Genomic DNA, 22,280 nt, shown 5'->3' with positions numbered 1-22,280 from the left:
GAACGCCATTTCCGATTATGGTCAACCCGTGTCCACCCAGAAAGCGCTCGCACCAGAGATTTCCACCTGGCCGGATGAGAATCCGCAGCTGATCGGCAGCACCTGCGGCACCTGCGGCGCCACGGTGTTCCCCGTGCAGGACCACTGCCCCAAGTGCAGCGGGGCGGAGATGTCCGAAGTTCTGCTGCCCCGCCGCGGCACCATCGTGGCCTGGACGACCCAGGGCTTCCCGCCCGGCGCGCCGTACGCGGGTCCGACCGGCAAGGACTTCGTCCCGTTCGGCGTCGGGCTGGTGCAACTCGGAGACGTGATCCGGGTGGAGGGCCGGCTCACGGAGAACGATCCCGCCAAACTGCAGTTCGGCCAGGAGGTTGAGCTGACCATGATTCCGTTCACCACCGATGCCGACGGCAACGAGGTGGTCACCTTCGCGTTCCAGCCGGTGTAAGGAGCTCATGCCATGACGAACGACGTTGCCATCATCGGTGTGGGCCTGCACCCGTTCGGCCGCTTCGACAAGCCCGCGGTGCAGATGGGGGCCGAGGCCATCCGGCTGGCGCTGGCCGACGCCGGCGTCGAATGGAAGGACATCCAGTTCGGGTTCGGCGGCAGCTACGAGGTGTCCAATCCCGACTCCGTCACCCGGCTCGTCGGGCTGACGGGAATCACCTTCACCAACGTGTTCAATGCCTGTGCCACCTCGGCAAGCGCCATCCAGCAGACCGCCGACACCATCCGGCTGGGCAAGTACGACATCGGTGTCGCGGTGGGCCTGGACAAGCACCCGCGCGGCGCCTTCACCGACGACCCGGCCAAGCTCGCGCTGCCACAGTGGTACGCGCAAAACGGGCAGTTCGTCACCACCAAGTTCTTCGGCATGAAGGCCAATCACTACATCCACAAGCACGGCATCTCGCAGGAGACGCTCGCGAAGGTGGCCAACAAGAACTTCCGCAACGGTGCGCTCAACCCGAATGCGTTCCGCCGCAAGGAGATCTCGGTCGAGGAGATCCTCAACAGCACCGTGTTGAACTACCCGCTCACGCAGTACATGTTCTGCGCGCCCGATGAGGGCGCAGCCGCGGTCATCATGTGCCGCGGCGACCTCGCGCACAAGTTCACCGACAAGCCGGTGTTCGTGCGCGCCAGCGAGATTCGTACCCGCACCTTTGGCGCGTATGAGGTGCATGCGACCTCCGCGCCGCTCGACGAGGACGCCTCGCCGACTGTGTACGCGGCCAAGGCCGCCTACGAGATCGCCGGAATCGGTCCCGATGATGTGGACGTCGCGCAGCTGCAGGACACCGATGCCGGCGCCGAGGTGATCCACATGGCCGAAACCGGGCTGTGCGCCGACGGTGAGCAGGAGAAGCTGCTGGCCGACGGTGCCACCGAGATCCACGGCAGCATTCCGATCAACACCGACGGCGGACTGATCGCCAACGGCGAGCCGATCGGCGCGTCGGGGCTGCGCCAGGTGCACGAGCTGGTACGCCAACTGCGAGGCGAGGCGGGCGAGCGTCAGGTGCCGGGCGAGCCGAAAGTCGGCCTGGCGCAGGTGTACGGTGCACCAGGAACGGCATCGGCAACGATCCTGTCGGTGTGATGCGGACGGCCAATCGGCTCCGAGTCAGGAAACATCGTTCTAAAATTCGCAAATGATGTTTTCGCAGGTTCGGCACCACACTCGTCGCGCAGCGCTGCTCCGGCTTGCGTCGGTGACCACCTTGGCGGTCGCCGGCATCGCGATTCCGGGTGCGACGGCTGCCGCACAGGGGCCTCCCCTGCCGCCGCCTCCCGCACTGCACAGCGTCAAGTACACGATCTTCGCCGAGCAGCCGACGTCCGTGCAGATCTACTACCGCGACGTCGATCCGCCGAACTGGGCCGACTACAGCCACAATCCGTACGTGTTCAGCCCCAAGGCGGAGGCAAGTGTCGGTCCGGACAGTCAGTGGACCCTCGACGTCGCGCTGGCCAACCCCGACGAGTGGGCGATGGTCACCGCGACCAGCGGGCAGGGGGCCAAAACCCCCAACGTCCATTGCGTGATGGCAGTGGACGGCGTCGTCGTGTCCACCGACCAGGGGCCAAAGGGCGCCCTCTGCTCAATTCGCAACTGGTAGGCGCTGATTCACGAAGTTTGCTCGACGGGAATCGGATCACCTTCAAGTCGGCGAATCCATTGCTCGCAATACGTGAACGTCTCGGCGTGGCCGGTGGTCATGCCAAGCGCCCGCTCCATCACCAGGCCCTGGGACACGCTCGTAGCGAACACCGTCCACACCACGGGCGGCACCTCGTCGGACGCAACGCCGTATCGTTCGAGCGCAGCCGCGATCGCCGCATTCTGCTCGGCCCGGAAACGTTCGGCGTAGTAGACGATTTCGGCCCGCAGCGCCTTGCGGTGATTCGCGAGGCCCATGAACTCCATCGTCAGCCTCGTGGCCTCGGGCTGCGTGCTGAACCTCCACAACGCCCACAGCGGCTGCGGCGACGACAACGCCATCGAAAGCACGCTCAGCCCGGCTTCGGCCATGCGGCGGAACACCGCCATCAAGAGATCTTCCATGGTGCGGAAGTAGTAGTGGACGAGCTGGGGTTTGAGACCCGCTTTCTCGGCGACCCGGCGCGACGTGACCGCGGCGTAGCCCTCCTCGAGCAGCAACTTCTCGGCGGCGTCGAGCAGCACACCCCGGTTCTTCGCCTCCGGCGCCCCGATCCTTCGCGGCGCCCCAGACACCCCGGTCATGCCATCCATCCTTTTCCCGACGTTCCTCGTTACGACACGCCGATCGTAGTGGCGACCTGCCCGCCTGTTCTTGACCCTGACCTTAACGCCATGCTAAGCAAGTGCTCAGCATATTCGGCCAGCCGGCCCGCTCAGTGGCCGAATCAGTCCCAGTCACGACGCGGGTATGTGCCGACCTTGGAGGGCTCAAAGACGATGACCACTGATTCCGAGACCACTGATTCCGAGACCACTGATTCCGAGACCACTGATTCACAGGCCTCTGATTTCGATTCGGTCGACTACTTCACCGATCCCTCGCTGGTACCTGACCCCCACCCGTATTACGACCACATCCGCGCGAAGGATCCCGTGTGCTGTCCGATCAACAACGGCGTGCTTGCGGTGACCGGCTGGGACGCCGCCAACACCGTCTACAAGGACAGCGAGAACTACTCGTCATGCGTCGCAGTGATGGGTCCGTTCACACCGATCCCGTTCACGCCCGAGGGCGACGACATCTGCGCGCAGCTCGAAGAGCACCGCACGGAGATCCCCATGTTCGAGCACATGGTCACGATGGATCCCCCGCAGCACACCGATGCACGCTCCATCCTCTCCCGACTGTTGACCCCCAAGCGGCTGAAGGAGAACGAGGACTTCATGTGGCGGCTGGCCGATCGCCACATCGACGAGTTCATCGAGGACGGCAAGTGCGAGTTCCTCGCGGCCTACGCAAAGCCGTTCTCGCTCTTGGTCGTTGCCGACCTGCTCGGGGTCCCCGAAGCCGATCACGACGAGTTCCGTGAGTCCTTCGGCGCAGGCCAGCCGGGCACCAACATCGGCGGGCTCGACCATGAGGTGATCGCCGTCAACCCACTGGCATGGGCGGACGAGAAATTCTCGCAGTACATCGAGGAGCGCCGCGAGAACCCCCGCGACGATGTCCTCACCTCCATCGCCACCGCGAAATACCCGGACGGTTCCACCCCCGAGGTGGTCGACGTGGTGCGCACGGCGACGTTCCTGTTCGCGGCCGGTCAGGAGACCACCGCCAAGCTGCTCGGCGCGGCCATGCGGGTGCTCAGCGACCGACCCGACATCCAGCAGCAGCTGAGGGACGACCGAAGCCTCATCCCGGTCTTCATCGAGGAGTGTCTGCGCATGGACAGCCCGGTGAAGAGCGTATTCCGGATGGCCCGCAAGACAACGACTCTCGGCGACAAGCCGGTGCCGGCGGGTACCACGGTGATGGTCAGCCCCGGAGCCGCCAACCGCGACCCCAAGCGCTTCGAGAACCCGCACGAGTTCTCACTCGAGCGCAAGAACGTGCGCGAGCACATCGCGTTCAGCCGCGGCATTCACTCCTGCCCCGGCGCCCCGCTCGCGAGGGTCGAGGGCCGAGTCTCGATCGAGCGGATCCTCGACCGGATGGCCGACATCACGGTAAGCGAAGAGAAGCACGGGCCGATCGACGCGCGCCGCTACGAGTACGAGCCGACGTTCATCCTGCGTGGGCTCACCGAGATCAACATCGAGTTCACGCCGATCGGATAACGGCTACGCGGGAGCCAGACCGCCGGCTGAACCGCATGTTCGTTGACTCTGCGTCCAGGCCGCGAATCGCTCGACTTTTTCGGCCTCATGGCAGAGTCAATGGCCGATTGCGCATCGATGACCGAAAGCCCGACCGGGGCGACTTACAGGTTGCCCTGTTCCCAGTACGCCCTGCCGTCCTTGGCCACACACGTCAGGAACAGTCCGTCGGGCGCTTGTGCGACCTCACCCTCCATCGAGGGGCACAGATCGTTCTCGAGCTTGATGCCGTGCATCTCGGGTGACCGGAACCACCGGGGTTCATAACGCCGTGGCGACCCACAGAACACCAACCGGCCCCAATCCGTGACGCCGAACGCGTAGTACGTCGTATTGCTGCAGTACGAGCCAAGCACGATGTGGGGCGCGATGCCCGGCACGCACTCGGGAGAGTTGCACTCCTCGGGGGACGGCGGAGGCGGTGGCTGTGCGGCCGCTGGAACCGCCGTCACTGTGCCTACAGTTAGCAACGCAGCAAGCATGCCGATGACGTACCGCACCTGGCCATTTTCACATGAACGGGAACGAAATTCTCGCTTTTGGAGAGCATTACTCTGAGCACGATTAAGCTGACCCTATGCGCTCACTAGGAGTCGTTTCCGGCCTGGCGGCAACCGTGATCACCGTGCTGGGCAGTCTAAGCGGTGCGGCCACGGCGCACGCCTCGAACTACGGCATCGAGCTGAACGGGACGTGGCGGGTGATGTCGAACGGCGAATGGGCGAGGACCAACGAAGTCAAGATCAAACAGCAGACGGTGATCCAGACCTGGACCATCACGTCGAGCTGTGTGAGCCCCATCGAATGCACCGGCGAGGTGCACAGCGATCAGGGCTGGAGCGCCACCCTGCGGTTCTCGGATTGGTGGATCGTCGACCGCGTTGTGCCCAACTGGATTCCCTGTTCCAACGGCACGTTCGTCAACGGCTTCCAGAAGTTCATGTTCTGGGGAATCAATCCCATTGCCAACGAAAGGGACCTGAAGATCACCGACCTGATGGTAGGCCGCGACCGGACCGCCGGCCCGAGCGGTGCGTGCGGCGTCAACAAGCCCGTCGTCATCGAAATGCCGTTGCGGATGGAGAGAATCTCCTAGCGCAATTACTAGCCGTGCCAAGCCGGCACGGCTCCACATGCGCGGATGAGAATCGTTCGCATGCCGCGGGGCGACTGTGCGGATTACTGCGTCAAACTCGGTGCGCCGCAAAGGAAAACGCACACTCGGCACGGAGGCGACGCGCCTTCAGCTGGGTCGCAAAATTCGACGTCCCGTCACGTCGGCATCAAATCCTGCCACGACTTGGGAGCCGATCCGATGGCCATGTTGGTCTGCTGCTGCAACTGACCGTCGCCGGTCAGGTACTGCCCCGTCCGCGGATCGTAGGGGGTGTAGGCGACGGTCGGCCCGGCGGGATGCCCAGAACCGTTGCCCCCGAACGAACTTGGTTGTGCCGGTACGGCGCCAGGGGCCGGATCCGCAGGCGGCGGCGCGGGAATCGGTGTCCCATTGAGCGAGTTACCCGGCGGCGGTGGCGGCGCAACGGAAGCGCTGGCCGTTACCGGTGCACCTGACACGGCAAACGGGGCCTGGTCCGACGGCGGTGGCATGCCGGGCGGCATGAATGGGGCAGGCTGGAGGGGCTGGCCCGGCGGTAGGCCCGGCGGCGTCCCGGACGGCACCGCGCCCGGCGGCAGCGGAGTGCCCTGCACCGGTGCATAGATCCGCTCTTGGTAGTCCACGCGGTCATCCAGTGGGACGCCCTGCCTGATCAGGTTGGGATCGATCGGGTAAGGCCCGACATAGTGCTGGCGCATGGCCAGCGGCTGGTAGCCCTTGGGATCGTTGCAGAGTTCGACTGTGGGGGCACGTTTTCCGGGGTGCCCCATGCACGGGTAGTTGCGGGCGCCGCGCACCGAGATCGGAGCGTCCTGCGGCAGTTTGCAATACAGCCCGTCGGGTGTGTCGACAACGGTCTCGTCGTCTGGGCTGCGCCACTGTGACGGCGGCAGGAAGCCGACGGTGCATGGCGGCGGATCCGTGATGGTCAGCGCGAAGTCGCCGGACGGCAGACCCGTCGGGTTGTTCTTCGGCAGGCCGAACGCCTGCTGAGCCGCGATGATCGCCGGGAACATCACCAACAGTTGTTCCAGCGACGGGTTGTACGTGACGAGGATCTGGCCGACGGTGGTGAGGTTCGCCAGCAGGATTGGCAACGTCGGCTTCACCTGGTTCAGCAAGTCCGACACCTCTGCCGAGAAGCCGGGCCCGCGTTGCAGCAGCGCACGGATCTCAGGGTCGTTCTGCGCGATCTGCCCCGTGACGCCGGCGAGGCTGCGCGCCCAGGTCCGGATCTGATCGGTGGTCTCAGCCTGCGAATCCAGCAGCGGCCCACTGTCATCGATCAATCTCTGCGTCTCATCGGAGACACCGTTGACGTCATTGGTCAGAGTGGACGCGGAGTCGAGCAGTGACTGGAAGTCCGGGCCGGCTCCGTTGAACGCCTTGAACGACTCCTCGAGCAGGTCACTGATCCTGTCCCCCGGAATGGTGTCGACCAGCTTGCTCAGCTGATCGAGCATCGGGCCCACCTCCTGCGGAATGGTGGTGTTGGCCACGGGGATTCGCGAACCGTTCTGCAGGTAGGGCCCGGAGTCGGTGCGAGGGCGCAGATCGACGTACTGCTCGCCGATCGCCGACACGCTGAGCACCTCAGCCTGTAGGTCGGCGGGAATCTTCGGCGAGGTGTTCAGCGACAACTTGGCTTCGGCGCCGTTCTCCGTGAGCTTGACCGACGTCACCTTGCCGATCTGCACACCGCGGTAGGTCACATTGCCAAAGCGGTAAAGACCACCGGCCGCAGGCAACTCCAGTGTCACCGTCAGGCGTCCCAGCCCAAGCAGCGTGGGCACCTGCATGTAGGCGAACAGCATCACCACCACGCCGACGATCGATGCGATCGTGAAGATGATCAACTGGTTTCGTACGAAGCGGGTCAGCATCAGCCACCGCCTCCCGGTGTCGGTGGGGCGGGTGGCGGAACGGGGCCGGGCGGTGCGGGCGCTTCGGCGCCGTATGGCCCCGCGAAGATCTGCGACGACGTCATCATCGGCGCCGCAGGCAACCAGGGTGCGGCCGCGGGCGGCGGCACGACGGGCAGCAGCGGGGCGGCTGCGGTCGAAACCTGCGCTGCTCCCGGCTCCGCGGGAGGCGGCGCCACAGGCTGATCCGGCGGCGGGGTGACACCGACCATCATCGGGCTGTAGGAGTAGTTCAGGTAATACGGATCGCCCGGTGCGGGAATGAGTTTGGCGTTCTCATCGCCCCACCGCGTGCCGAGCAGCAACGTCTTCTTCAGACGCGGATACGTGAGGTCGAAGACGGCGATCAGGTTGATGTAGTCGCCGCGGGTGATCTTGTCGGCGAAGGCGGGACCGTACGGGAAGGCCGTCGCCCAAATCAACGCCGAGCTCAGATCGGGACCGATATCGGCGAGCGCCTTCAGCGCCGGTTCCAGGTTCTTCAGGTCGGCCACGAGGTCATCACCGGCGTCGTTGACCAGACCGGCGGCGGTGTCGCCGAACTGCCCGAGCTTCTCGAGTGCCGTGGTCAGGTTCGGGCGCTCCTTGATCAGCACGTCCAGCGCGGGCGGAATCTCCTTCAGCGCACGGTCGATGACGTCACGCTGGCCGGCGAACTTACCTGCGACCCGGTTCAACTGCTGGATCGACGCCACGATGTTGTCCCGCTGCTCATCCAGGACCCCGACGAAATTGTCGAGGCGAGTAAGCAGCTCGCGGATCTCGGGCTCCCGGCCGGACAACGCGGTACTGAAGTTATGGATGATGTCGCCGATCTGTCCCAACCCACCCCCGTTGACAATGGTGGCCAGCGAGGACAGCGTCCGTTCGGTCGATGGGTAGGTCGAGGAATCGCTCAGCCCGATCGTGCCGCCGGGTTGCAGTCGGCCTTCGGGCTTTTCGCCGAGCGGTGGATTGAGCGCGAGGTGCATGGAGCCCAGCAAGCTGGTCTGCCCGATCGTCGCAACGGCGTTGGCCGGCACCACCACGTCGGGTTTGACCGAGATCTCCACGTCGGCATGCCAGTTGTCGACTGTCATCTTGCCGACGCTGCCGACGACGACATCCGATATCATGACGGGCGAATTCGACTCCAGCGTCGCCACATTGGCAACCTCCACGTGGTAGGTCACCGCCTCCGGGCCCCGTCCCTCCACGCCGGGCAGGGGCAGCGAGTTGATGCCCTGAAACGAGCAGCTCGTCAACGCCAGCGCCGCACAGGATCCGGCGATGATCGATCGCTTCATAACGGTCGGTCGAATCATGAGGGGGGCATCCCTTCCGCCGGAAGCAAGGGTGCGTTCGGTGTTACAGGTGCCGGCGTTTGCGGGAGCAGCATGCCCTCGACCGTCGCCGGTCCCGCCGGGGTGTTCGAGATGATGTTGGGCGGGCTGGGAATTGGCGCGCCCGGGTACAACGCAGGCGACGGTATCGCAGGCCCGTCGTTGTCCGGCACGTACAGCCCTCCGGGCCCGGGCGGTGGCCCGTTCCAGCCGGGAGGCGGCGGGACATCGCCCTGACCGGTGTACGCGGACACCGTCGGCGGCGGCTCGGGCGGATCACCCGGTCCCGCGCCTCCTGGTGCCAGTTTCGGATCGGTGTAGATGATCCGGTCCGGGTTGATGGCAGGCCTCAGGTACGCGTTGATCGGCAACGGGATGCCGTTGAAATTCAGCTGCCGCAACGCGGGTCCCAGGTATTGCTCGCAGAGCTTGGCCGTCGTCGGCGCAGTGGTGTTCGCGACGGCGCCGATCATGCCGCAGATCGCCCAGATCGGATTCGAGAAGTTGACGAGCGAGAATGCTCCGGTCACCGAACCGCCGTTGGGGTAGTAGATGTTGTTGAAGTTGGCGATGGCGTTGGGCGTGATGTGCAGCACGTTCTCGAAGGCCAGTTTGTGGTCGACCAGAATCTGGGTGAGGCTGCCCAGCCGCTGAATCTGCTCGGCGGTCTGATTTCTGGTACCCGCCACGAAACGCTGCACCTCTGAAATGGCGACCGACAGGTTCGACACCGCTGCGTCCAGATCGGACCGGCTGTCGTTGATGACGCTGCTGAGGCTGGCCAGGCGGTTCTGGAACAGCACGATCTGCTGCTTGCTGTCCCGCAGTGCCGTGACGAAGACCTGCAGGTTTTTGATGATGTCGACGATGTTCCCGCTGCCCTCGGCGAAAACCCGTGCCACGCTGGAAAGTTGGGAGAGTGTCTGCCGCAACTTCTCGCCGTTGCCCTCCAATGCGTTCGCCGCGCTGTCGATGAATCGCCCAACGGAGGTATTCGCGACGCCGGGCTGGGTACCAGGCTGCGGACCCAATTCAGTTGCCAGGCGCATCAATTGGGTCTTGACCTCGTCCCACTCGACGGGCACCGCGGTTCGGTCGCTGCCGATGACCGCGCCGTCACGCATGGTGGGACCGCCACCGGTCCGGTAGGCAGGGGTGAGTTGGACGTAGCGAGCCGCAACCAGGTTCTGCGCGACGATCACCGCTTTGGCGTCGGCCGGAATGGGCACATCGCGGTCAACCTTGAGGACCATCTTCGTCTCGGTGCCCTCGGGCGTGATCGACTCGATCCTGCCCACCTTCACACCCGAGACCCGCACCTCGTCGCCGGGGTAGATCGCCGTCGCGGTCGGGAAATAGGCGGTGATCGTGGTCGGCCCGAAGAACACGTTGCGGACGAGCAACGCGGCTCCGGCGAGGAGAACGATGGCGAGCACGATGGCGGTGCCGGCCACCAGGCGCTTACGGGTTGCCATCATTGGGCAGGTCTCCTGGCTGGGGAAGGCTGTTGACGGGGAACGGCAGTTCGGCCCGCGGCCCGGCGGTGTCCGGCGGCTGGCCGGCGTCGATGCCGCGCCGGAAGCCGAAGGCATAGTCCAGGAACGGCTGCAACAGCTGGCCGAATACGAGGTTGGGCACCAGCGCGTTGTAGTACGCGCCGTTGGAGACGATTTCGCCTTGTGTCAGATAGTATTTCGCGGCGCCGGGCAGCATCTTGGCGAGATTGTCGCGGTTCTTCTCGAGCATCGCGGTGACGGCGTTCAGCCGTTCCAGGGTTGGCGCGAGTTCCTGCTCGTTGTCGGCGACGAGAGCGGTCAACTCCTGTGACACCGCCGAGGTCGCGGACAGCAGGCTGGTGATCGCGTACCGACGCTCGTTGAGCACGGCGAGCAGATCGTTGGAGTTGAGGATCAGCGCGTTGACCTGCTGACTGCGCTCGGAGAAGATCGCCGTGACGTCCCCGGCTGTCCTCAGCAGCTCGGCGAGGCTCTCATTGCGATTGTTGAGCGACCGCGAAAGCCGGGACACCCCGTCGAACGTGGGGCCCAGCTGGGGCGCGATCTGGTCGAGCGTCTGCGCCAGCGTGTCCAGCGACTGGTTGAGCGCATCGGTGTCGGTACCCGCGGTGTTCGCGGTCAGTTCGCTGACGGCGTCGGTCAGCGAGTAGGGCGACGAGGTCCGTGTGGTGGGAATGACCTGGCGGCGATCCAGCGTGCCGGTGCCCTTGGACTCCAGTGTCAAAACACGTTCGCCGAGAAGGGTTCCGGTGCGGATATGCGCGGTGGTATCGGATCCCAGAGCGTACTTTCCCTCGACGGTGAAACCGACAAGGGCGTCACCGTTGACGAGTTCGATCGATGACACGGAGCCGACCTTGATTCCCGACATCGTCACGTCGTTGCCGACGTTAAGACCGCCGGCCTCGGTGAACATCGCCTCATAGCGCAGCGCCGTGGCCCAGGAGTACAACCGCTCCGGCTGCAGCCCGATCGCGATGACCAGGATGATCAGGACCATGCCCATGAAGCCGGCCCGCATGAGTTGGGATCCGCGGTACTTAAGCATTTAGCCCTCCCTGCACCTTCCCTCTTCCTGCTTGACCCAGGGGAAGATGACGGTTCGGCCCTCGAGGTCGCTGGCACGGAAGGTGACCGCGCAGATGTAGTAGGGGAAGAACGCGCCGTATGAGCCCACCCGTGCGAGCTTCCGGTAGATCTCGGGCAGACGCTGAATCGTCGCGTCCAAGCGGTCCTTGTCGTTGTCGAGAATCGGAGCCAGCTGGTTCAGCTGGTCGATGGTGCCCGCCAGCGGGGGCCGCGCCCGGCCCAGAAGGTCTGCCAGCGAGGAGGTTCCATTGTCCAGGGATTCGATCGCCGTGCCGATCGGGTCGCGGTCCGAAGACAGTCCCCTGATCAGCTGCTCGAGTCGGTCGATGGCCCCGGAGAACTCGTCACCGTCTTTGGACAGCGTGTCCAGCACCGTCCGCAGTTCGTCGATCAGCTGCTCGATCACCTGGTTGTTGTCGGCGAGCGAGTTCGAGAACGACGACGTCTTGGAGAACAGCGATTCGATCGTGCCGCCCTGCCCCTGCAGAATCTGGACCAGAGATGTCGTGAGCGCGTTGACATCCTGCGGATTCAGGCCCTGAATAACGGGTTTGAGCCCGCCCAGCAACAGATCGAGGTCCAGTGCAGGCGCCGTGCGATCGGCTGGTATCTGCGCGCCGACCGGCAGGATTCTGGCCGACCCCGGGGTGTCGACGAGTTCCAGATACCTGTCCCCCACCAGGTTCAGGTAGCGGATCGCGGCCTTGGTGCCGTCGGTCAGCTTGGTGCTGCGGTCGGCATCGAACTCGACCAGCACCTTGCGGTCGGCCTGGAGCGAGACCTTCTTCACCGTACCGACGCGAATGCCCGCGATCCGCACCGAGTCCCCGGCTTCGAGCCGAGACGCATCGGTGAAAACTGCCGAATACTCATCGGTCGCACCGGTTCTGGACTCGCCGAAGACGACGAACAGAAATGCGGTGAGCACCATCATCACCACGCCGAAGATCGCGAACTTGACGATTGTGCCGACTGAGCGCGTCATCCCGGCATTCCGATCTGTGCGGTGTTGCGCGGCGGGCCGTCCAGCGGGCCGAACAACCAGTTCTTCAACGCTTCGGAGTTGAGGAGGATGCCTTGATTTCCATACTGCGCGGGGTTCGAGCCGACGTCGCCCGCGATGAACGGCGGTGTGAAGTTGGCTGGCAGATCTGGCAGACCAAGTGCATCACAGTAATTGGCGCCACCGCTCTTGGCGGCAACCTTCGGCAGGTCTCTCGGATACCGATACCGCTCGACGCCAAGTGTCAGACCGGCCGACACGATGATGGCCGAATACTGCGGCGGCGACTTCGCGAACGGGACGAGGCCGCCGACACCGCACCGCAGCGAGTCGTGGTACAGCGCCAGGATGCCGGTGGTCGGAACCAGTAGTCGGGACACCTCGGTCAGACCCTGCCGGTTGCCGCCGATCACGTCGTTGCCGATGTCGGCGAGACCTATTGTGCTGACCAGGAATTCGTCGAGGTTCCGCTGCTCGTCGACGATGGAGTTGCTCAGTTGGGTCGTGCTCTCGATCGTCGAGACCAGATCCGGCGCAGTATCTCCGTAGGCTGTCAGGGTCGGCACCGATGCCTCGATGTCATGGGCCAGATTCGGCAGGCTCGGTTCGATCTTCGCCAGCAGTGCGTTGAAATCGACCAAGGTCTGGCCGAACTTCTCGCCGCGGCCGTCGAACGCCGTCGCGATGGCACCGAGGGTCTCGTTGAGCTTCGCCGGGTCGATCTTGTCGAGGACCGTGACCAGCTGCTGGAACACGGTGTTCACTTCAACGGTGACGTGCTTGTTCTGAATCACCTGACCGGCGCGCAGCTTCTCCGGAGACGGGTCGGTGGGTGGAACCATCTGCACGAACTTCGCACCGAACACTGTCGAGGAGGTGATGTCCACCGCGACATTGCTCGGAATGAGGTGCATCGCTGAACGATCCATCGCCAGATGGAGGGCAGCCGTGCCGTCGGACCGCGGTTCGATCGATGACACCTGCCCCACCTGGACGCCGCGCATCTTGACCTTCGCGTCGGGGTTCATCACGAGCCCGGCGCGGTCGGCGATGACGGTGACGGGGACGGTGTCGGCCCAGCTGCCGCGGAAAAGGCTGATCGCCAGGGCGATGATCGCGCAGATGACGACGATCAACGCCAAACCGGTCAGCGGACGTACCGCACTGCTCTTCATCAGCGAGTCCCTACCCCGACAGGTTGAAGTTGCCGTTGGAACCGTAGATCGACAGTGAGACCAGCAGCGTGACCGAGACCACGACGATCAGGCTGGTACGCACCGCGTTGCCCACCGCGACACCCACGCCCGAAGGACCGCCGGAGGCGAAGTACCCGAAGTAGGTGTGAATCAACAGGATGGTGATCGCCATCAACACCGCCTGCAAGAACGACCACAACAAGTCGATCGGATTGAGAAACGTGTCGAAGTAGTGGTCATACAGACCGCCGGACTGGCCGAACAACACCACCGTGGTGAATTGCGACGCAACGAAACTCAAGATGACCGCGATCGAATACAACGGGGTGATCGCGATCATCCCCGCGATGATGCGCGTCGACACCAGATACTCCACCGGGCGGATCGCCATCGACTCCAGCGCGTCGATCTCCTCATTGATGCGCATCGCGCCCAGCTGCGCGGTCACGCCGGCGCCGAAGGTGGCCGCCAAGCCGATACCGGCGACCACCGGCGCGGCGATGCGCACATTGATGAACGCCGCCAAGAACCCGGTCAACGCCTCGATGCCGATATTGCCCAGCGACGAATAGCCCTGTACCGCCAGCGTTCCGCCGGCGGCCAGAGTCAAGAACCCGACGATGACCACCGTGCCGCCGATCATCGCCAACGTGCCCGCACCCATGGAGATCTCGGCGATCAGCCGCACGATCTCCTTGCGGTAATGCACCGAGGCATGCGGAATTCCACCCAATGCCTTCAGGTAGAACAGCATGTGGTCGCCGACACGGCTCAACCACTCCACCGGGCGTCTGGCCCCCCTTGTAAACCGCGGATACGTCGTCTTCAGGATCGTCGCTGTGCCCATGAGAACCCCGCGCTACCCCGTCGTCATCCGGATACCGATCGCCGTGACGAGCACATTGATCACGAACAACGCCATAAATGCATACACCACGGTCTCGTTGACCGCGTTACCGACCGCCTTGGCCCCACCCCCGCTGATGACTACCGATCGCCGTGACGAGCACATTGATCACGAACAACGCCATAAATGCATACACCACGGTCTCGTTGACCGCGTTACCGACCGCCTTGGCCCCACCCCCGCTGATGACCAACCCGCGATAACAGGCCACCAACCCCGCGATCAAGCCGAACAACGCCGCCTTCACACACGAGATGATCACCTCGGGCACCCCGGTCAACAGCGTGATCCCTGCCGCGAACGCCCCCGGATTCACGTCCTGGATGAACACCGAAAACGAATAACCACCCAGGATGCCGATGACCACCACGAAGCTGTTGAGAAGCAGCGCCACCAGTCCCGAGGCCAGCATTCGCGGCGTCACCAGCCGCTGCACCGGGTTGATCCCCAGCACCTCCATCGCGTCGATCTCCTCGCGGATGGTCCGCGACCCCAGATCCGCACAGATCGCCGTCGAGCCCGCGCCAGCCACGATCAGCACCGTCACGATCGGGCCGATCTGGGTCACCGCACCGAACGCCGCCCCCGCCCCTGACAGGTCGGCCGCGCCCAACTCGCGAAGAAGAATATTGAGCGTGAAGCTCACCAGCACCGTGAACGGAATCGCCACCAACAACGTCGGCGCCAACGCCACGCGCGCGATGAACCAGCACTGCTCGACGAACTCACGCCACTGAAACGGCCGCCGGAACACAAACCGCACCGCATCGGCCGACATCGCAAAAAACCCACCGACAGCCTGCATCGGTCCCGCGAAGCTGCTCAACTGCGGCAACCCCGGTGACCAGCGCTCCGGCCCGCTACCCCGCGCCATGAGTAGCTCCTTCCAGGATCGTCACTGCCGGCACCGCCGCCGAGCCAACAGTATTGTGCGGCAACCCGTTCCGCGCACCGTCCAAACCCCCCAATCGATCGTGATGAACGTCGCGTCGACGAGCCCACAACCCCCGCGGCCCTTCGCCTAAGCCGAGGTGTTCATACTTGACCAACTCGTTGCCCGTGTCCAAAACGTGAACTTCGGCCACAAGGCGTGCGCCGGTGCGGCGCGGCACGTGGGTGCCGGTCGAAGCGACGTCGGGCATGGGCTGTGTCCCTCTGCTCCTCAAGTGACGGCGCCGGCCGTCTTCAGCTCGATGATGCGATCCCAATCCAGTCCGAGTTCCAGCAAGATTTCGTCAGTTTGCTCCGCGAATCCCGGGGCGGGGCCTGTTTCCGGAGGACTCACATCGAACTGCACCGGATTCGCGACCAGTTCGAGTTCTCCCGCCTGCACCAGATATTCGTTGGCCCGGATCTGCGCATCCTCCGCGGCCTGCAGGGTGTCCTGCACCGGAGCCCACGGACCGAGCAGTGTCGCGAAGCGTTCACTCCACTCCGCGAGCGGACGCTTGCTCATCGCTTCCTTGAGGAGTTCCGCCGCGGTTTCGGTGTTCTCGGCGATCGACTCGACGGTGGCGAATCGCGGGTCGTCGGCCAGCTCGTCGAGGTCCATGTGCTTACAGACATCCGCCCAGAACTTGGTGGGCTGCATCATCACGAAGGAGATGTAGCGATCGTCGGCCGTCGGGTACAGGCCGACCAGCGGATTGATCGGTGATCCGTGCACGCCGGGAGGGAACGCCTCCATCCGCTGACCGAGGTGCTTCGTCAGCGCCACGGTGTGGCCGAGCGACCACAGACCGCTGCCAAGCAGCGAGACGTCGACCACCGACGGCTCGCCGGTGCGCTCGCGCTTCAGCAGTGCCGCGGCGATCCCGCCCGCGAGGTTGGTGCCGGAGATGGTGTCGCCGTAAGCGGGGCCCGGCGGGCCGACCATGCCCGGTGTGCCCGGCGGAGTGATCGTGGCCGCCGTGCCCGCACGGCACCAGAATGCGGTCATGTCGTAGCCACCCTTGAGCGACTCTTCGCCGCGGGGCCCCAGCGCGCTGCCCCTGGCGTAGATGATCTGCGGGTTGACGGCACGGATGTCGTCGACGTCGATGCCGAACTTCTGCCGATGCCCGGGCAGAAAGCTGGTCAGGAAGACATCGGCGCGCTTGGCCAGTTCGAGCAATATCTCTTTGCCCTCGGGCACCGACATGTCGAGGCCGAGGCTGCGCTTGCCGCGGTTGGCGTGCTCGATGTTGGGGTTGGGATCACCCTCGACCCGCAGCAGGCCGGTCTGGCGTAGCCCGCGCTGCGGATCACCGGTCACCGCATGCTCGACCTTGATGACGTCGGCACCCCACTCGCGAAGTACGGCGCCTGCCGACGGAACGAACCCATACATCGCGACCTCGAGGACGCGGATGCCGTCAAGTGGCCCGCTCATCAACTCACCACCGTCGCGAACGTCTTGGACTCGAGGAACTCCTCCAGCCCTGCGGTGCCCATCTCGCGTCCGATGCCGGACTGCTTGTACCCGCCGAACGGGCTGTCGGGGCTGAAGTAGTTACCCCCGTTGATCGAGAAGGTGCCGGTCCGGATGCGACGGGTCACCGCCAGGGCGCGGTCCTGGCTGCCGAACACCGCACCCGACAGGCCGTAGATGGAGTTGTTGGCGATCCGCACCGCGTCGTCATCGTCGTCGTAGGCGATCACGGCAAGGACCGGACCGAAGACCTCCTCCTGAGCGATCTCACTGTCGGGGTCCACGTCGGTCAGCAGAGTCGGGGTATAGAAGTAGCCCGGATCGACCTTCTCGCCGCCGGTCACCAGGGTCGCGCCCGCCTCGACGGCGCGCTTCACCATGCCGTCGACCTTGTCGCGCTGCTTCTCGCTGATGAGAGGTCCCATGTAGGTCGATGGGTCGGCCGGGTCGCCATAGCGCACGAGCCCGAAGTTGTTCTTGATCAGCTCGACGATCTCGTCGTGGTGCTTCCTGGGCACCAACAGCCGCGACGTCAGGGCGCAACCCTGGCCCGCGTGAGTGACCATGCTGAAGGCCGAGAACAGCGCCGCGGTGTTGAAGTCGGCGTCGTCCAGGACGATCGCGGCTGACTTGCCACCGAGTTCCAGGAACACCTTTTTCAACGTGTCGCTGGCGGCCGACATGATCCGGCGGCCGGTTGGGGTGGAGCCGGTGAAGGTGACCATGTCGACGTCGGGACTGGTGGTCAGCGCCGCGCCGACCTCGGGGTCGGCACCACTGAGCACGTTCACCACGCCCGCGGGGATGTCGGTGTGCTTGGCGATCAACTCCCCCAGGGCCAGCGTGATCAACGGGGTGTCGGGAGCGGACTTCAGGACCACCGTGCAGCCGGCGGCAAGTGCGGGAGCGAGCTTGGCCAACGCCAGTTGGTTGGGATAGTTGTAGGCGATGATCGCGGCAACGACGCCGCCCGCTTCCTTTTCCACCCAGCGGTGGTGTTGCATTCCGCGGCTCTCGATGTTTCCGAGGTCCTCGGTCATCGGATAGGTCTTCAGCAGGTCGGCGTAGTAGCGGACGATCGCGATCGGCTGATCCAATTGCGCGCCCTGGCACAGGGCCTCCGTCGCGCCGACCTCGGCGATGGTCAACGCCGCGAGCTCGTCGCGATGGTCGAGCAGAGCCTGGTGGAACTGCTCGAGGCAGCGGATCCGCAACTCGGTGTTCGTCGACCAGTCGGTCTTGTCGAAGGCGCGCCGCGCCGCTGCGACGGCGGCTCGGGCGTCGGCGACGGTGGCATCCGGCGCGTAGCCGATCACCTCACCGGTGGCGGGGTTGAGGCTTGGAAACGCCCGCGATGTGTCGAGGAGCTTGCCGTCGATCAGCAGCCGCCTGTCGACACCCTGCTCGGTGTCGGTGGTCGACTCGTCACTCGAGATCGTCGTCGTTTCCCGCATCATCCTCCTCAGCACACGCCCCACCAGACCGAGTGTGATGGAAACTTCATTCTCATCACCGGCGAATCATACATTCGCGACAAGAGAACTCAAGGAAATGCCCAGAACTCCACCTGCCTGCGGTTAACGGTGCGACAATCACCGAGCAAACGTCTCACCAGTGCGAATCGGGCCGTCAAGCTGTCTTGCGGTTTTGCGGGCGACGAGAGTACGGTTCTCATAATCGGAAGGACGATTCTTGATGCATGACCGGCAGGTGCGGGTTTGAAGAACGCTGTCGTGACCGGAGGGGGCTCCGGCATCGGGCAGGCCGTCGCGCAGCGATTGCGCGCCGACGGCATGAATGTCGCGATTCTCGATCTCACTCCGTCGGACGGTGACCACTCATACGTCGCCGACGTCACCGACCGCGCGCAGGTCGACGCAGCTCTCGATGCCGTCCGCGCCAAGCTCGGCCCGGTGACGGTTCTGGTGAACGCGGCGGGGTTGGAGAAGTTCAAACGCTTCACGGACATCTCGTTCGAGGACTGGCAGCGCGTCGTCGACGTCAACCTCAACGGCGTGTTCCACTGCATCCAGGCCGTGCTGCCCGACATGATCGAGGCCGGCTGGGGCCGCATCGTCAACATCTCGTCGTCGAGCACCCATTCCGGTCAGCCGTACATGTCCCCATACGTCGCCGCCAAGTCGGCGGTCAACGGACTCACGAAGTCACTCGCGCTGGAGTACGGCCCCGCCGGCATCACCGTCAACGCGGTGCCGCCCGGCTTCATCGACACTCCGATGCTGCGCAAGTCCGAAGAACGCGGCTATCTGACCGTGCAACAAAGCATCGAGTCGACGCCGGTGCGCCGTATCGGCAAGCCCGAGGACATCGCGGCGGCATGCGCATTCCTCATCTCCGAGGAGGCGGGCTACATCACCGGACAGATCTTGGGCGTCAACGGCGGCCGGAATACGTAACCAACAGCACGGTCGAGAGACCGAATCTGCACAGTCGAAAGGACATCTCAATGGGACGAGTACAGGGGAAGGTCGCCTTCGTCACCGGCGCTGCGCGCGGACAGGGCCGCAGCCACGCGGTCCGGCTCGCCGAGGAAGGCGCCGACATCATCGCCGTCGACCTCTGCCAGGACATTCCGACGATCGGTTACCCGATGGCGACGCCGGAGGATCTCGAGGAGACCGCCAAGCTCGTCGAGAAGACGGGCCGCAGCGTGTTCACCGCGCAGGCCGACGTGCGTGAGGCGTCGCAGCTGCGTACCGCGCTCGAAGAAGGTCTTTCCCAGTTCGGCCATCTCGACATCGTGGTGGCCCAGGCAGGCATCGCGGGGATGAAGGGCGATCCGCCGCTGCAGGCCTGGGTCGACGTCATCAACACCAACCTCGTCGGCACGCTCAACGCGATCAATGTCGCGCTGCCGCATCTGACCGAAGGCGGAGCGATCGTGGCGACCGGGTCGACCGCAGCATTGATGGACACTCACAACAAGCCCAACCCCGGCGGCGACCCCGGCGGTATGGCCTATGTCCACAGCAAGCGGGCGCTGTCGGCCTACGTCCACGACCTGGCGACCGAGCTCGCACCACGGGGAATCCGCGCGAACGTTGTGCACCCGACCAACTGCAACACCGACATGTTGCAGAGCGAGCCGATGTACCGGTCGTTCCGCCCCGATCTGGACAAGCCGACGCTCGCCGACGCCGAACCCGTTTTCTACGTCCAACAGGCCATGAAGGTGCCGTGGATCGAGCCGGTGGACATCAGCAACGCGGTGCTGTGGCTGGCGTCGGATGAGGCGCGTTATGTCACCGGCATGCAGGTTCGGGTCGACGCCGGTGGCTACCTCAAGTGGTACGACTACCACAACTGACCCGGAAGGCAGGAGAACGCCGTGAAGGTTTTCGTTGATTCACAACGCTGCCAGGGCCACACGCTGTGCTCGATGATCGCGCCGGATTCGTTCGAGCTCAGCGACATTGACGGAACCGCCTCGCCTGTGAACGAAGTGGTGCCACCCGACCAGGAGGACGCGGTGCGCGAAGCGGTGCAGTCGTGTCCCGAGCAGGCCATCTCGATCGAAGAGTGACGAGCCGGCAGTCACTGACCGAAAGCACAGGGAGACAAGCGTTGAGTAACGTCGACGACATTGCGGATCGCGCTGCCGCCGACAGCGAGCGCAAGAAGAATCGGTATCACTTCGATCGGCACACCCCGGAGTATCGGGAACAGTTCGAGAAGATCACCGAGGAGATGCACGCCAAGTGCCCGATGGCGTGGACGGACGTCTACGACGGGCATTGGGTCGCTGCCGACAGCAAGCACGTGTTCGAGCTCGCGCGCTGCCCCGTGGTGTCCAACGACCACGACATCAACGGCGAGCGCAGGGGCTACCAGGGCATCACGATTCCGAAAGCGCAGCGGGCCACCGTGGTTCGCGGCGGCATCCTGGAGATGGACGAGCCCGAGCACAGTATCTACCGCGGAGCGTTGAATCCGTACCTCTCCCCCGCTGCGGTCAAGCGCTGGAAGCCCTTCGTCGACGAGATCACCCGGGCGGCGCTGGACGAGAAGATCGAGTCGGGCCGCATCGACTTCGTCGACGACCTCGCCAACATCGTGCCCGCGGTGCTCACTCTCGCGATGATGGGCATCGAGCTGAAGAAGTGGCCGGTCTACAGCGAGCCCGCGCACCTGTCGGTGTCCACTCCCGAACACTCGCCGGACGCGCCGCGGGTCGCCGAGATGAATCGGCAGATGGGCATCGACATGATCAACACGATGATGGAGGTTCGGGAGAACCCCAGGCCCGGCCTGATCAACGCCCTGCTGCAGTTGCGCATTGACGGTGAACCCGCCCCCGACCTCGAGATCCTCGGCAATCTCGGGTTGATCATCGGCGGCGGCTTCGACACCACGACCGCATTGACCGCCCATGCGCTGGAGTGGCTGTCCGAGCATCCGGACCAGCGCGGGCTGCTCAGCCGCGAACGTGACACCCTGCTGGATCCGGCCACCGAGGAGTTCCTGCGCTACTACACGCCTGCCCCGGGTGACGGTCGCACCTTTGCCGACGATGTCGAGATCGAGGGCACGAAGTTCAAGGAAGGCGAACGCCTTTGGATTTCGTGGGCCATGGCGAACCGTGATGCGGCGGTGTTCGAGAACCCCAACGAAGTGATCCTGGACCGGAAGGGCAACCGGCACTTCAGCTTCGGTATCGGTGTGCACCGCTGTGTGGGCTCCAACGTGGCCCGTACGGTGTTCAAGTCGATGGTGACGGCGGTGCTCGACCGCATGCCGGACTACGTCTGCGATCCCGAGGGCACCGAGCACTACGAGACGATCGGTGTCATTCAGGGTATGAAGCACCTGCCTGCGACGTTCACGCCGAGCAAGCCTCTGGGCCCCGGTCTGGACGAGACCCTGGAGAAACTGCAGCGCATCTGCGACGAGCAGCAGCCGGCCAGACCTATCACCGAGCACAAGGCTGCCGTCGTGATTGACTGAATCACCAACCCAGTTCCTGACCGAGTGGTTTGATGCAGCCAGCAATCGAGATTGGAGGACGCTCGTGAGGTCGTTGAAGGCTGTCGCCGCGGCGGTCCTGCTGACAGCGGCCGCCATGGTGGTCCCCCCGCCAGCCAAGGCGGCGATGTTGCTGGGTAACTACGACCTGCTCACCAACAGGTACACACAGGCGTCATGGGTGTGGTTCGTCGCGCAGTGCATCCCCGAGAAATCGGCGGAGTGCATCGACGTCAGCGGGATCCCGCGACTCAAGTTCTACGCCGACTACCGCTCCAAGGCTTATCTGGTGGACGGTCGTTATACGTTCACCGTCGACGTCAACGACGGCCTGCGGTGCCTCCCGGGTTACAGCATGCCGACCCGTGACACCTATTCGTGGGATGCGGTGTCACTTGTCGGAACCATCGACTCGGTTTATGACGTGGGATGTTTCAACGGCCCACCAGGAAAGCAGTTCTGGACGTTCAAGCTGCAGCGGCTCTGA

At 64.4% G+C, this 22,280-nt stretch carries 23 protein-coding genes; 10 read left to right on the top strand and 13 right to left on the bottom strand.

Translation table 11 applies throughout. The features are described 5' to 3' along the window. The first annotated feature begins 28 nt into the window (after positions 1-28). From H7J93_RS06840 to H7J93_RS06830, 3 genes are read left to right on the top strand one after another with little or no spacing between them, the layout of a single operon-like run. Complete coding sequence (locus tag H7J93_RS06840) at positions 29-448, top strand: Zn-ribbon domain-containing OB-fold protein (RefSeq protein WP_267305533.1); 420 nt, start codon at positions 29-31, stop codon at positions 446-448. A gap of 12 nt (positions 449-460) precedes the next feature. Beyond that, positions 461-1,606, top strand: coding sequence for a thiolase family protein (locus H7J93_RS06835; protein WP_267305532.1), 1,146 nt, complete (start codon positions 461-463; stop codon positions 1,604-1,606). A 52-nt stretch (positions 1,607-1,658) separates the two neighbouring features. Continuing rightward, on the top strand, positions 1,659-2,126 hold the full coding sequence (locus H7J93_RS06830; RefSeq protein WP_267305531.1) for an Rv2576c family protein: 468 nt from the start codon (positions 1,659-1,661) through the stop codon (positions 2,124-2,126). 8 nt (positions 2,127-2,134) lie between these two features. Here the strand turns inward: H7J93_RS06830 and H7J93_RS06825 are convergent, their stop codons facing one another. After that, positions 2,135-2,752, bottom strand: coding sequence for a TetR/AcrR family transcriptional regulator (locus tag H7J93_RS06825; RefSeq protein ID WP_267305530.1), 618 nt, complete (start codon positions 2,750-2,752; stop codon positions 2,135-2,137). A gap of 195 nt (positions 2,753-2,947) precedes the next feature. Here H7J93_RS06825 and H7J93_RS06820 point away from each other — a divergent pair, with 195 nt between their 5' ends. After that, on the top strand, positions 2,948-4,288 hold the full coding sequence (locus tag H7J93_RS06820; protein ID WP_267305529.1) for a cytochrome P450: 1,341 nt from the start codon (positions 2,948-2,950) through the stop codon (positions 4,286-4,288). Positions 4,289-4,431: 143 nt separating this feature from the next. On the opposite strand, the gene H7J93_RS06815 is transcribed toward H7J93_RS06820, so the two are convergent. After that, positions 4,432-4,809 carry a hypothetical protein gene (locus tag H7J93_RS06815; RefSeq protein WP_267305947.1) on the bottom strand — a complete coding sequence of 126 codons (378 nt, stop codon included), beginning with the start codon at positions 4,807-4,809 and terminating at the stop codon, positions 4,432-4,434. A gap of 95 nt (positions 4,810-4,904) precedes the next feature. Between H7J93_RS06815 and H7J93_RS06810 the strand changes: the two genes are divergently transcribed. Further along, entirely contained in the window at positions 4,905-5,423 is a 519-nt protein-coding gene (locus tag H7J93_RS06810; protein WP_267305528.1) for an Rv2253/PknI dimerization domain-containing protein, read from the top strand. 176 nt (positions 5,424-5,599) lie between these two features. Here H7J93_RS06810 and H7J93_RS06805 read toward each other — a convergent pair whose 3' ends face one another. The 11 genes from H7J93_RS06805 to H7J93_RS06755 form a co-directional block, all read right to left on the bottom strand. Beyond that, positions 5,600-7,327 (bottom strand): MCE family protein, encoded by a 1,728-nt coding sequence (locus tag H7J93_RS06805; protein WP_267305527.1) that lies wholly within the window; start codon positions 7,325-7,327, stop codon positions 5,600-5,602. Then, entirely contained in the window at positions 7,327-8,652 is a 1,326-nt protein-coding gene (locus H7J93_RS06800; RefSeq protein ID WP_267305526.1) for an MCE family protein, read from the bottom strand. The genes H7J93_RS06805 and H7J93_RS06800 overlap by 1 nt, the downstream gene beginning before the upstream one ends. A 14-nt stretch (positions 8,653-8,666) precedes the next feature. Then, positions 8,667-10,166 (bottom strand): MCE family protein, encoded by a 1,500-nt coding sequence (locus tag H7J93_RS06795; RefSeq protein ID WP_267305525.1) that lies wholly within the window; start codon positions 10,164-10,166, stop codon positions 8,667-8,669. Next, positions 10,150-11,253, bottom strand: a complete 1,104-nt coding sequence (locus H7J93_RS06790; protein ID WP_267305524.1) for an MCE family protein — start codon at positions 11,251-11,253, stop codon at positions 10,150-10,152. The genes H7J93_RS06795 and H7J93_RS06790 overlap by 17 nt, the downstream gene beginning before the upstream one ends. Further along, complete coding sequence (locus H7J93_RS06785) at positions 11,254-12,279, bottom strand: MCE family protein (RefSeq protein WP_267305523.1); 1,026 nt, start codon at positions 12,277-12,279, stop codon at positions 11,254-11,256. Beyond that, a complete protein-coding gene (locus tag H7J93_RS06780) occupies positions 12,276-13,472 on the bottom strand; it encodes an MCE family protein (protein WP_267305522.1) in 1,197 nt (398 codons plus the stop codon). The genes H7J93_RS06785 and H7J93_RS06780 overlap by 4 nt, the downstream gene beginning before the upstream one ends. Before the next feature lie 10 nt (positions 13,473-13,482). After that, positions 13,483-14,340: an MlaE family ABC transporter permease gene (locus tag H7J93_RS06775; protein ID WP_267305521.1), complete on the bottom strand. Its 858-nt coding sequence runs from the start codon at positions 14,338-14,340 to the stop codon at positions 13,483-13,485. A 12-nt stretch (positions 14,341-14,352) separates the two neighbouring features. Then, on the bottom strand, positions 14,353-14,505 hold the full coding sequence (locus H7J93_RS06770; protein WP_372507802.1) for an ABC transporter permease: 153 nt from the start codon (positions 14,503-14,505) through the stop codon (positions 14,353-14,355). Beyond that, a complete protein-coding gene (locus H7J93_RS06765; protein ID WP_267305520.1) occupies positions 14,447-15,274 on the bottom strand; it encodes an MlaE family ABC transporter permease in 828 nt (275 codons plus the stop codon). The genes H7J93_RS06770 and H7J93_RS06765 overlap by 59 nt, the downstream gene beginning before the upstream one ends. 288 nt (positions 15,275-15,562) lie before the next feature. Further along, the gene (locus tag H7J93_RS06760; protein WP_267305519.1) at positions 15,563-16,771 is read right to left on the bottom strand and encodes a CaiB/BaiF CoA transferase family protein; all 1,209 of its coding nucleotides are present in this window, start codon (positions 16,769-16,771) and stop codon (positions 15,563-15,565) included. Next, the gene (locus H7J93_RS06755) at positions 16,771-18,264 is read right to left on the bottom strand and encodes an aldehyde dehydrogenase family protein (RefSeq protein WP_267305518.1); all 1,494 of its coding nucleotides are present in this window, start codon (positions 18,262-18,264) and stop codon (positions 16,771-16,773) included. The genes H7J93_RS06760 and H7J93_RS06755 overlap by 1 nt, the downstream gene beginning before the upstream one ends. 264 nt (positions 18,265-18,528) lie before the next feature. On the opposite strand from H7J93_RS06755, the gene H7J93_RS06750 reads away from it, so the two are divergent. The 5 genes from H7J93_RS06750 (at position 18,529) to H7J93_RS06730 (ending at position 22,280) form a co-directional block, all read left to right on the top strand. Beyond that, positions 18,529-19,227, top strand: a complete 699-nt coding sequence (locus tag H7J93_RS06750) for an SDR family NAD(P)-dependent oxidoreductase (RefSeq protein ID WP_267305517.1) — start codon at positions 18,529-18,531, stop codon at positions 19,225-19,227. A 50-nt stretch (positions 19,228-19,277) separates the two neighbouring features. Next, on the top strand, positions 19,278-20,138 hold the full coding sequence (locus H7J93_RS06745) for a mycofactocin-coupled SDR family oxidoreductase (RefSeq protein ID WP_267305516.1): 861 nt from the start codon (positions 19,278-19,280) through the stop codon (positions 20,136-20,138). 21 nt (positions 20,139-20,159) lie between these two features. Next, positions 20,160-20,354, top strand: a complete 195-nt coding sequence (locus H7J93_RS06740; protein ID WP_267305515.1) for a ferredoxin — start codon at positions 20,160-20,162, stop codon at positions 20,352-20,354. Between the two features lie 41 nt (positions 20,355-20,395). Then, positions 20,396-21,775: a cytochrome P450 gene (locus H7J93_RS06735; RefSeq protein WP_267305514.1), complete on the top strand. Its 1,380-nt coding sequence runs from the start codon at positions 20,396-20,398 to the stop codon at positions 21,773-21,775. 115 nt (positions 21,776-21,890) lie between these two features. Further along, on the top strand, positions 21,891-22,280 hold the full coding sequence (locus tag H7J93_RS06730) for a hypothetical protein (protein WP_267305946.1): 390 nt from the start codon (positions 21,891-21,893) through the stop codon (positions 22,278-22,280).

The organism is Mycobacterium barrassiae (genome assembly GCF_025822765.1).
In the GTDB taxonomy this organism is placed as follows: Bacteria; Actinomycetota; Actinomycetes; order Mycobacteriales; family Mycobacteriaceae; genus Mycobacterium; species Mycobacterium barrassiae.
This window is presented reverse-complemented; position numbering and strand designations above follow the sequence as displayed.

What these genes read in the sequence shown, in the direction of transcription:
- H7J93_RS06835 (WP_267305532.1), top strand. Translation starts at nt 461, where the DNA reads ATGACGAACGACGTTGCCATCATCGGTGTGGGCCTGCACCCGTTCGGC.
- H7J93_RS06830 (WP_267305531.1), top strand. Translation starts at nt 1,659, where the DNA reads ATGATGTTTTCGCAGGTTCGGCACCACACTCGTCGCGCAGCGCTGCTC.
- H7J93_RS06825 (WP_267305530.1), bottom strand. Translation starts at nt 2,752, where the DNA reads ATGACCGGGGTGTCTGGGGCGCCGCGAAGGATCGGGGCGCCGGAGGCG.
- H7J93_RS06820 (WP_267305529.1), top strand. Translation starts at nt 2,948, where the DNA reads ATGACCACTGATTCCGAGACCACTGATTCCGAGACCACTGATTCCGAG.
- H7J93_RS06815 (WP_267305947.1), bottom strand. Translation starts at nt 4,809, where the DNA reads ATGCTTGCTGCGTTGCTAACTGTAGGCACAGTGACGGCGGTTCCAGCG.
- H7J93_RS06810 (WP_267305528.1), top strand. Translation starts at nt 4,905, where the DNA reads ATGCGCTCACTAGGAGTCGTTTCCGGCCTGGCGGCAACCGTGATCACC.
- H7J93_RS06805 (WP_267305527.1), bottom strand. Translation starts at nt 7,327, where the DNA reads ATGCTGACCCGCTTCGTACGAAACCAGTTGATCATCTTCACGATCGCA.
- H7J93_RS06800 (WP_267305526.1), bottom strand. Translation starts at nt 8,652, where the DNA reads ATGAAGCGATCGATCATCGCCGGATCCTGTGCGGCGCTGGCGTTGACG.
- H7J93_RS06795 (WP_267305525.1), bottom strand. Translation starts at nt 10,166, where the DNA reads ATGATGGCAACCCGTAAGCGCCTGGTGGCCGGCACCGCCATCGTGCTC.
- H7J93_RS06790 (WP_267305524.1), bottom strand. Translation starts at nt 11,253, where the DNA reads ATGCTTAAGTACCGCGGATCCCAACTCATGCGGGCCGGCTTCATGGGC.
- H7J93_RS06785 (WP_267305523.1), bottom strand. Translation starts at nt 12,279, where the DNA reads ATGACGCGCTCAGTCGGCACAATCGTCAAGTTCGCGATCTTCGGCGTG.
- H7J93_RS06780 (WP_267305522.1), bottom strand. Translation starts at nt 13,472, where the DNA reads ATGAAGAGCAGTGCGGTACGTCCGCTGACCGGTTTGGCGTTGATCGTC.
- H7J93_RS06775 (WP_267305521.1), bottom strand. Translation starts at nt 14,340, where the DNA reads ATGGGCACAGCGACGATCCTGAAGACGACGTATCCGCGGTTTACAAGG.
- H7J93_RS06770 (WP_372507802.1), bottom strand. Translation starts at nt 14,505, where the DNA reads ATGTGCTCGTCACGGCGATCGGTAGTCATCAGCGGGGGTGGGGCCAAG.
- H7J93_RS06765 (WP_267305520.1), bottom strand. Translation starts at nt 15,274, where the DNA reads ATGGCGCGGGGTAGCGGGCCGGAGCGCTGGTCACCGGGGTTGCCGCAG.
- H7J93_RS06760 (WP_267305519.1), bottom strand. Translation starts at nt 16,771, where the DNA reads ATGAGCGGGCCACTTGACGGCATCCGCGTCCTCGAGGTCGCGATGTAT.
- H7J93_RS06755 (WP_267305518.1), bottom strand. Translation starts at nt 18,264, where the DNA reads ATGCGGGAAACGACGACGATCTCGAGTGACGAGTCGACCACCGACACC.
- H7J93_RS06745 (WP_267305516.1), top strand. Translation starts at nt 19,278, where the DNA reads ATGGGACGAGTACAGGGGAAGGTCGCCTTCGTCACCGGCGCTGCGCGC.
- H7J93_RS06730 (WP_267305946.1), top strand. Translation starts at nt 21,891, where the DNA reads ATGGTGGTCCCCCCGCCAGCCAAGGCGGCGATGTTGCTGGGTAACTAC.